Source organism: Burkholderia sp. ABCPW 11 (assembly GCF_001523445.1).
In the GTDB taxonomy this organism is placed as follows: Bacteria; Pseudomonadota; Gammaproteobacteria; order Burkholderiales; family Burkholderiaceae; genus Burkholderia.
In genome coordinates, this window is sequence record NZ_LOVM01000022.1 from 1 (window position 1) to 9113 (window position 9113).

At 66.5% G+C, this 9113-nt stretch carries 10 protein-coding genes; 2 read left to right on the forward strand and 8 right to left on the reverse strand.

Annotated elements, in window-relative coordinates; translation table 11 throughout:
- Nucleotides 1–276 precede the first annotated feature (276 nt).
- Entirely contained in the window at nucleotides 277–801 is a 525-nt protein-coding gene (locus tag WS61_RS08570; RefSeq protein WP_059500083.1) for an Lrp/AsnC family transcriptional regulator, read from the forward strand.
- 67 nt (nucleotides 802–868) lie between these two features.
- Here the strand turns inward: WS61_RS08570 and WS61_RS08575 are convergent, their stop codons facing one another.
- From WS61_RS08575 to paaA, 8 genes are all read right to left on the reverse strand, one after another.
- Nucleotides 869–1516 carry a GNAT family N-acetyltransferase gene (locus WS61_RS08575; protein WP_059500084.1) on the reverse strand — a complete coding sequence of 216 codons (648 nt, stop codon included), beginning with the start codon at nucleotides 1514–1516 and terminating at the stop codon, nucleotides 869–871.
- A 233-nt stretch (nucleotides 1517–1749) separates the two neighbouring features.
- Entirely contained in the window at nucleotides 1750–2355 is a 606-nt protein-coding gene (locus WS61_RS08580; RefSeq protein WP_006482923.1) for a TetR/AcrR family transcriptional regulator, read from the reverse strand.
- A gap of 16 nt (nucleotides 2356–2371) precedes the next feature.
- Nucleotides 2372–3193 (reverse strand): DUF1835 domain-containing protein, encoded by an 822-nt coding sequence (locus WS61_RS08585; RefSeq protein ID WP_059500085.1) that lies wholly within the window; start codon nucleotides 3191–3193, stop codon nucleotides 2372–2374.
- Between the two features lie 128 nt (nucleotides 3194–3321).
- Nucleotides 3322–4410 (reverse strand): 1,2-phenylacetyl-CoA epoxidase subunit PaaE, encoded by a 1089-nt coding sequence (gene paaE / locus WS61_RS08590; protein WP_059500086.1) that lies wholly within the window; start codon nucleotides 4408–4410, stop codon nucleotides 3322–3324.
- Between the two features lie 3 nt (nucleotides 4411–4413).
- A complete protein-coding gene (gene paaD / locus WS61_RS08595; RefSeq protein WP_059500087.1) occupies nucleotides 4414–4974 on the reverse strand; it encodes a 1,2-phenylacetyl-CoA epoxidase subunit PaaD in 561 nt (186 codons plus the stop codon).
- A 25-nt stretch (nucleotides 4975–4999) separates the two neighbouring features.
- Nucleotides 5000–5803, reverse strand: coding sequence for a 1,2-phenylacetyl-CoA epoxidase subunit PaaC (paaC, locus tag WS61_RS08600; protein ID WP_059500088.1), 804 nt, complete (start codon nucleotides 5801–5803; stop codon nucleotides 5000–5002).
- 8 nt (nucleotides 5804–5811) lie between these two features.
- Entirely contained in the window at nucleotides 5812–6096 is a 285-nt protein-coding gene (paaB, locus tag WS61_RS08605) for a 1,2-phenylacetyl-CoA epoxidase subunit PaaB (protein ID WP_059500089.1), read from the reverse strand.
- Between the two features lie 36 nt (nucleotides 6097–6132).
- Nucleotides 6133–7131, reverse strand: coding sequence for a 1,2-phenylacetyl-CoA epoxidase subunit PaaA (gene paaA / locus WS61_RS08610; RefSeq protein WP_059500090.1), 999 nt, complete (start codon nucleotides 7129–7131; stop codon nucleotides 6133–6135).
- 201 nt (nucleotides 7132–7332) lie between these two features.
- Here paaA and WS61_RS08615 point away from each other — a divergent pair, with 201 nt between their 5' ends.
- Nucleotides 7333–8595, forward strand: coding sequence for an SGNH/GDSL hydrolase family protein (locus tag WS61_RS08615; RefSeq protein WP_059500091.1), 1263 nt, complete (start codon nucleotides 7333–7335; stop codon nucleotides 8593–8595).
- Nucleotides 8596–9113 lie beyond the last annotated feature (518 nt).

Here is a 9113-nt window from a genome sequence, read left to right on the forward strand (position 1 = left end):
CATCGCTCGCACTGGCGAGCGTTGGCAGCCGGATTTCAATTGCGCATGACATGGGCTGTCTCAAGATGGTTGCTGTGCGGGGCGATCGGCCGGGGCGGCGTGCGCGTGCCCGGCGTGGTTCGATGTCGACGGCCGTGCCGGTAGCGCGCGTGCGCGGCGAGTCGAAACATGCGACAGAGTGTAGTGGGCGGCCGCGAGCGGAAACTTGCGAACTTAATCGCCCGCGCCTACGATGGCGCAATTTCCAGTCTCAAAATAATCATCGGAGGGCAGAAGATGGCGCAAGCCGAATTGGATGCCATCGATCGGCGAATTCTCGCGATTCTTCAGGAGAACGGGCGCCTGTCGAACCAGGAGATCGCCGAACGCGTGAACCTGTCGCCGAGCCCCTGCCTGCGGCGGATCCGGCGGCTCGAGGAAATCGGCGTGATCACGGGCTACGTCGCGCTGCTGAATCCGCAGAAGCTCGGGCTCGACCTGCTGGCCTACGTGAGCGTGCGGCTCGAAAAGCGCGGCGGCCTCGCGCCGATGCGGGCCGACGAGACGTCGGCGCGCGCGGGCGCGACCCACGCGGAACTGTTTCGCGCGGCCGTGCAGGCCTGGCCGGAAGTGGTCGCGTGCCACGCGATGACGGGCGACATGGATTACCTGCTGCGCGTGCAGGTCGAGGACATGGCGCATTTCTCCCGCTTCGTGCAGGAGCATCTGCTGCACCATCCGTCGGTGATCGACGTGAAAACGAGCTTCTCGCTCGACTGCTTCAAGGAAACGACGGCGTTGCCGATTCGTTCGGTGCGCTAGCGCGGCGGGGAAGGGAGGGCGCCGGGCACGCCCGCAGGCGCGGCCCGGCTGGCTGACGTCGTCGACGTCAGGCCGTCAGTGCGGCGGGCATCAGCGATTCGATGAACTTCGTCGTGCGGCGCGCGTGGCGCTTCATCGCGTAGTCGAACACCGCAGCCTGCTCCTGCAGCATCTCGGCGATGATCGTCGAGTGGTCGGCCGGCGGCAGCGACAGGTACGCATCGGCTTCGCCGTACGCGTACTCGATCCGCATCCCGGACTTCTTCGCGATGTGCATCATCGTCGCGTTACGCGACAGGCAGTGCATGTACAGCATCGTCACGTGCGTGTTGCGGCTGCGGATCGCCGCGCGCTCGAACAGCTTCGAGCCGACGCCGCGGCCGCGCGCGCTTTCGAGCACCGACACGCCGAATTCCGCCGTGCGCGTGTCGCCTTCGGCCGGCAGATAGGCCAGGTGGCCGACGCCGATCAGTTCGAGGTCGTGGTCGAACACGCCGAACACGGTATCGCGACCGAAGTCGATCGTGCGGACATAGTTCTCGATCACGTGGTCGGGAACCATCTGGCCGAAGCGCAGCAGGCGGTCCTCTTCGTCGAGCGAGAGAAAGTGGGTGAGCATTTGCTCACGGTCTTTGGAAGCCAGTTCCCTGACGAGAACCGGCGCAGTACCGACCTTGCCGACAGCATCGGCACGGCCGTTGAATTGCGTGTTCATCGTGGGTTCCTCAGTGTGGGCGCACAAACGGGTTGTGCAATGCAACAGCATTTTACCCGAGCGGGGTTGGGGAAAACCCGTATTTGACAGTGTTTATGCCGAGGAGGAATTCTAAATCCGCTTAGTTCATTCTCTATCTATTTGATTTTTAACGGATATAAAATTCATCATATGAAATGCGTGGCGGGCGGTCGCACTGTGCCCGCCACGCAACGCATGCTGCTGCGCGGCAATCAGGCGGCTGTCGACAGCCCGCGTTCGATCAGGTCGATCACCTGTTCGGCGAAGTCGCGGTAGCCGAGGCGCCCGCCCGGCTTCAGCCACGTGAAGGTCCAGTTGATCATCCCGAACACCATCATCGTCACCGAGGTCTGGTTTTCCTTCGAGATGCGGTCCGGGTACGCGCGCGCGAGCTGCCGCGTGAACGCCGCGACGATGTCGCGCTGGCGGTCGAGCACGATTTCGCGCTGCGCGTCCTCGAGATACTTCACGTCGTTGAGCAGCGCGACGTGGCGGCTGTGCGACGTCTCGTATTCGGCGAGGAACGCGCGCACGAGTTCGGCGAACGCGTCGCGCTCGCTGAGGCCGCGCCGCTGGCTCGCGCCCTCGACCTCGGCGATGATCAGCATCAGCCGTTTCGTGTAGCGGTCGAGCAGGTCGAACAGGATCGCTTCCTTGCTCTCGTAATAGTGATAGAGCCGCGCCTTCGACGTGCCGCTCGCGGTCGCGAGATCGGACATCGACGTGCTCGGGTAGCTCGTCTGCGCGAATTTCTCGGCGGCCAGGTCGAGGATCTGCTCGCGCTGGGATTCGTGGTCGGGCGCTCGGGTTCGGGCCATGGTCGAATACGGAAGATTAGCGGTGCGGGGCGGCGCGGACTGCGCGCACCTGCGTGGAAGAGAGGGCGTCGGGCGCGTCGTCCTGCAGCTCGAGCCGGCCGGCGACCGCCAGCTCGCGGCAACGCCACCAGGCGATCGAGTCGCTGACGAACAGCCCGCCGCGGTCGGCGGCGGCCATGATGCTGCCGACGAGGCGCCGCGCAGGCTGCCAGTCGGTTTCCGCGCGCGCGACGATCAGTGCGTCGAGATCGGCGTAGTGGCCGCTCTTGATCGTGTTGCTGACCCAATAACGCAGTTCGGCGTTCAGGTGCTTCGCTTCCTGCCATTCGAGCGCGAGGCGGCCGATGCGCAGGACCGAGACCGGCGCGGCCGCCGGCCGTTTGCGCGCCAGTTCCGCGGGCGAGAACATCCCGGTCGCGCATGCCTGGTCGGTGCGCGACAGCGACGCGCGCTGCGCGGCGTCGAGATCGGCGGCCGACAGCCGCACCTCGTTCAGGCGCTGCGGCACGTTGCGCAGGTGATAGGCGACGCGGCGCAGCAGCAGCTTGTCGCCGACGCTCGGCGCGTGCCACACGACGACCTGGCCGGTCTCCGTCGCGAGCTGGTCGAGGCGTGCGAATTCGCCTTCGATTTCCGCGTTCCAGTCGGGAATCTGGTTGCCGAGCACGTGCTGCCAGAAGGCGGCGCGCGTGTCGGGCGTCTCGTCGGCGCCCTTCAGCGGCCCGACGCCGAGATCGTCGAGCAAACCGACGACGCGCTCGTCGCGTCCGGCTTGCGCAAGAGCCTCGCGCAGCGACGCGGCGGCGGTGCCGCCCTGAATCACATGAATGGTACTCATCGGCCTGTCGTCAACAAAAGAAAACCGCCGGCCGGGCGGACGTTGCGACGTCCAGCCGGCCGGCGGCCCCTAGTGTAAGCGAGATGTGTGACGGCGAGAAACCGTCGGGCGCCGCGACGCGATGCCGCTCAACGTTCGTCGAAGCTCACGACGACCTTGTCGCTGATCGGGTGGCACTGGCACGTGAGCACGAAGCCGTCCTTCACTTCGTGGTCCTCGAGCGTGTAGTTCTTCTCCATCCGCACTTCGCCTTCGACCACCTTCGCGCGGCACGTGCAGCACACGCCACCCTTGCACGCATACGGCAGCGCGAGGCCGGCGCGCAGGCCCACGTCGAGCAGGCTCACGCCTTCGTACGGCAAACGCAGCTTGCGCTTCTTGCCGTCGAGCACGATTTCGAGGTCGGCGGCCGGCGTCTGGTCGGTGATCTCGACGACCGGTGCGCCGGCCTGCGGCAGCGGCGTGCCGAATCGCTCGACGTGCACCTTCGCCTGCGGCACGCCGGCCGCCTTCAGCGCGGCTTCGGCGGCGTCCATCATCGGCGCCGGGCCGCAGATGAATGCCTCGTCGATCGCGTCGGCCGGCGTCAGCGTCGCGAGGAATTCCGCGCACTTCGCCTGATCGAGCACGCCGTTGAACAGCTCGACGTCCTGCAGGTCGTCCGACAGCACGTGATAGAGGACGAAGCGGTTCATGTAGCGATTCTTCAGGTCCTCGAGCTCCTCCGCGAACATGATCGCGTCGCCGCTGCGGTTGCCGTAGATCAGCGTGAACGTGCTGCGCGGCTCGAGTTCGAGCGTCGTCTTCACGATCGCGAGCACCGGCGTGATCCCCGAGCCGCCGGAAAACGCGACGTACTGCTTGCCGTGGTCTGCGTTCAGGTGCGTGAAGAAGCGGCCGTCCGGCGTCATCACGTCGATCGTGTGGCCGGGCTTTAGCGTGTCGAACGCGAAGTTCGAGAAGCGGCCGCCGCGCACGCGTTTGATGCCGATGCGCAGTTCGCCGTCACGGTCGTAGTCCGTCGTGCCGACGCAGATCGAATACGAGCGGCGCGTCTCCTCGCCGTCGATGTGGGTCTTCAGCGTGACGAACTGGCCCTGCGTGAAGCGGTACGCGTCGCGCAGCTCGGGCGGCACGTCGAACGAGACGGTCACGGCGTCGGCGGTCTCGGGCCGCACGTCGCGGATACGCAGCGGATGAAATTGCGGGGTCGCCATATTTCAGTAGGGTTTGAAGTAGTCGAAGGGTTCGCGGCAGTCGACGCAGCGATACAGCGCCTTGCAGGCCGTGGACGCGAACTGCGCGAGACGTTCGGTGCGCGCGGAACCGCAGCGCGGGCAGGCGGGTGCCGCGACCGGCCGCGGCACGAAGCGCACGACGTTTTCCCGCGGCGCGGCGCTGCCGCACTGGCCGGCCGGCGGCGCAATGCCGTACGCGCGCAGCTTGTCGCGCGCCTCCTGCGTGATCCAGTCGGTCGTCCATGCGGGCGCGAGCACCGTCTCGATCCGGTGCGGCGGCAGATCGGCGGCCTGCAGCGCGGCGGCAATGTCCTCGGCGATCTGCGACATCGCCGGGCAGCCCGAGTAGGTCGGCGTGATCACGACTTCGAGCCGGCCGTCGTCCGCGCGGCGGACGTCGCGCAGGATGCCGAGCTCGCGGATCGACACGACCGGAATCTCCGGGTCGGGCACGGCTTCCAGCACGTCCCACGCACGGGCGAGCAGCGGATCGTCGCGGTGCGCGGCGGCGTTGCGGGCTGGGGTAGCGGTCTGGGCGGACATCGTCGGGCTCCGTGGCGTGGGCCGGTTACCAGCTCGCGCCGGGGTGCTGGCGCGCGAGGCTCTGCATTTCCGCGAGCAGGTAGCCCATGTGTTCCGAGTGCTCGCCTCGCTTGCCGGTCGTCACATGCTTCACCGGCGCCGGCAGCGTCAGCGTGGCCTCCGCGAGCGCGTCGTCCACGTCCGCGCGCCACGCGGCTTCGATCGCGGCCGGCGCCGGGCCGATGCCCGCTGCAACGATCGCGTCGTCGATCGCATCGGCGGCGAAGCATTCGCGCGTATACGGCATCAGGTAGTCGAGCGCGGCTTGCGCGCGGCGGTGCGATTCGTCGGTGCCGTCGCCGAGGCGCACGAGCCATTCGCGCGCATGCTGGACGTGATAGCGGGTTTCCTTCACCGATTTCGCGGCGATCGCGGCCAGTTGCGTGTCGGTCGACGTTTCCAGCGCGCTCCATACGTGCAGCATCAGCGTCGCGTACAGGAAGTTGCGCACGATCGTCACCGCGTAGTCCTTGTCGGCGTGCGCGGTGCCGGACACCGGGCCGTAGTGCGGCAGCTCGGCGAGCGTGAAGTTCGCGAACTCGCGCTCGGTGCGGAAGTACGCGTAGTCGTCCTCGGTCTTCGTCGCGCCGGTGAGCTGGCGCTCGAGTTCGGCCGCGTGGGTATACAGCATGCGCGCCTGGCCGATGAGGTCGAGGCTCATGTTGGTGAGCGCGATGTCTTCCTCGAGGATCGGGCCGTGGCCGCACCATTCGGCGTTGCGCTGACCGAGGATCAGCGCGTTGTCCGCGAGGCGCAGCACATAGGAGAGGTGTTCGGGCGTGATCGTCATGGCGCGCGTTACATGTGGTTGACTTCGTCGGGCAGCGTATAGAACGTCGGGTGACGGTAGATCTTGTCGCCCGCCGGCTCGAACAGTTCGGTCTTTTCGCTCGGATCCGACGCGGTGATCGCCGACGACGGCACCACCCAGATGCTCACGCCTTCCTGGCGACGCGTGTAGACGTCGCGCGCCATGCGCAGCGCCATCGTCGCGTCGGCGGCGTGCAGGCTGCCGCAATGCTTGTGGTCGAGGCCCTGCTTGCTGCGCACGAACACTTCCCAGATCGGCCATTCCTTGTTCATCGCTTTCTCCTGATTCCTGAATTCGAGGGGTGCCGCTCAGGCGGCGTGCTGTTCGGCGCGGGCGCGGCGCTTCGCTTCGTGCGCGAGCGCGGCTTCGCGCACCCAGGCGCCGTCTTCGTGTGCTTTCACGCGGGTCGCGAGGCGTTCCTTGTTGCACGGGCCGTCGCCGTTGACCACGCGCCAGAATTCGTCCCAGTCGATCGTGCCGTAGTCGTAGTGGCCGCGCGCCTCGTTCCACTTCAGGTCGGGGTCGGGCAGCGTCACGCCGAGCACCTTCGCCTGGTCGACCGTCGCGTCGACGAATTTCTGCCGCAGATCGTCGTTCGAGATCCGCTTGATGCCCCATTTGGCGGACTGGCTGCTGTGGACCGAATCGGCGTCGCTCGGGCCGAACATCATCAGCACCGGCCACCACCAGCGGTCGACGGCCTGCTGGACCATCGCGCGTTGCGCGTCGCTGCCCTTCATCATCGACAGCAGCGCGTCGAAACCCTGGCGCTGGTGGAACGACTCTTCCTTGCACACGCGGATCATCGCGCGCGCGTACGGGCCGTACGTGCAGCGGCACAGCGGGATCTGATTCATGATCGCGGCGCCGTCGACCAGCCAGCCGATCACGCCCACGTCGGCCCAGGTCGGCGTCGGGTAGTTGAAGATGCTCGAGTATTTCGCCTTGCCGGCGTGCAGCGCGTCGATCAGCGCATCGCGCGATACGCCGAGCGTTTCGGCCGCGCTATAAAGATAGAGGCCGTGGCCGGCTTCGTCCTGCACCTTCGCGAGCAGGATCGCCTTGCGCTTCAGGCTCGGCGCGCGCGAGATCCAGTTGCCTTCCGGCAGCATGCCGACGACTTCCGAATGCGCGTGCTGCGAGATCTGGCGTATCAGCGTCTTGCGATACGCGTCGGGCATCCAGTCCTGCGGTTCGATCTTGCCGTCCGCGGCCATCACCGCATCGAACCGCGCCTGCTCGGGCGACTCGGCTGCGGCGTCGAGCGGCGCGACGTTGCCGGGGATGTCGAGGGATTGCGTGTACATGGCGAAAGCTCTCGTCCGGTTGAGTGTGTTGCGAAGTATAAACCAACCGACCGGTCGGTTAATAAATTTCTCGCGAATTTGCGGCGGGATTCGGGTAAACGACAGAAGTCGGGGCGCGATCGGGCGGCGCGAGTACGGCCCCGCACGTGGGCCTCGCGTCTTCTGCGGCACAATGCCCGCTTTCCGATGAGGATTTCGCCGATGTCATTTCGAAGCAGTTTCGCCGCGGTAGCGCTGGGCGCGGCCGTTTTCGTGTCGCCGCTTGCGGCGTCGGCCGCGCCGGCCGGTTGGGTCGCCGCGTGGGCGACCGCGCTGCAGCCGATTCCCGATCTCGCCTCGCCGCCGCCGCTCTACCGTGCTCCCGACGTGGCCGGGCGGACCGTGCGCCAGATCGTCTACCCGACCGTGTCGGGGCGGGCCGCGCGGATTCGCGTGAGCAACGCATACGGTCGCGCGCCGCTGGTCGTCGAGGCCGCGAGCCTTGCGCGCGCCGGCGAAGGGGCGGCACTTGCCGGCGGCGCGGCGGTACCGGTGCGGTTCGGCGGCAAGGCGTCGGTGACGCTCGCGCCGGGCCAGGAGCTCGAAAGCGATCCGGTGGCGATCGACGTGATGGCCGCGCAGCCGTATGCGATCGATCTCCGGATGGGGCCGAACCAGCGGATGACGGTCTGGCATCGCGTGTCGAACCAGTTCAACTATGTGTCTGGGCCCGGCGATCATGTGAGCGATCCGGCCGCCGCCGCGTTCCGCACCCGTTTTACTCAATATGCGTGGGTAACGGAGCTGGCCGTCGAAGTCGGTTCCGCGCATGCCAGCGTCGCCGCGATCGGCGACTCGATCACCGATGGGCTGCGCTCCAGCGTGAACCGGAACCGTCGCTGGCCCGACGCGCTCGCGCGTCGGCTGACGGCGTCGGGCGCCGATTCGATCGGCGTCGTGAATCTCGGCATCAGCGGGAACCGGTTGCTCAGCGATTCCGCGTGCTACGGCACGTCGCTGGCGTCGCGGTTCGAGCGCGATGCACTGTCACGCTCGGGCGTGAAGGCGGCGATCGTGCTGATCGGGATCAACGACATCAACTTCGCGGCGATGCCGCCGCGCGCGGGGCTCGACTGCGATCACCCGCATACGCAGGTGACGGCCGCGTCGTTGATCGACGGCTATCGCCGGCTGATCGAGGCGGCGCACCGACAGGGCGTGAAGGTCTTCGGTGCGACGCTCACGCCGGCGGCGTTGCCGGCCGGACGCGAAGCGATTCGGCTCGAGGTGAACCGGTGGATCCGCGGCGGCGGGTTCGACGGCGTGGTGGACTTCGACGCGGTGCTGCGCGATCCGGCGCGCCCGAGCGTGCTGCAGCGCCGATACGATAGCGGCGACGGCATCCATCCGAGCGATGCGGGCTACGCGGCGATGGCCGACGCGGTGCCGGTCGAGCAACTGCGGGCTGCGGTGGGCAGCAAGTGATGCGCTTCTATATATAGGAGGGAGAAAGGTTGTCGGCGGTCTGCGGGCCGACAGCGTGACATCGTGCGTCGCGCCCAAAGCCTCCGTGCGCGGCAGCGCACGGGGGCTTTTTCGAACTTTCTTCACAAAGAGCTTGCACGGAAGGGGGCGGATGCATAGAATCACGCCTCTTTCGCGCTAACGGAAACGCAGCGCGGGAGGAAGGGAAGCGGTGCTGTTGGGGTTCGGAAGTAGCGAGCCCCGACGGCGCAGGAAGATGACCCCGCAGTCGCAACGATGTCGTGCAGAAAGTAGTTGACGCGCTGCGAAACACGGTTCATAATCTCGCTTCTCTGCTGCTGAAAACGCAGCGCTGCTGAGGGGTTCAGGATTCCTCGCAGAATGCTCTTTAAAAATTAACAGCCGATAAGTGTGGGCGCTTGATGGAAGCGAGCTGATCCCCGGATCAGATAGCAAAAGTATCAAGAGTCTCACACTAAAGTAAGTCAGGTTTATGAAGCAATTCATATTCCTGTCAG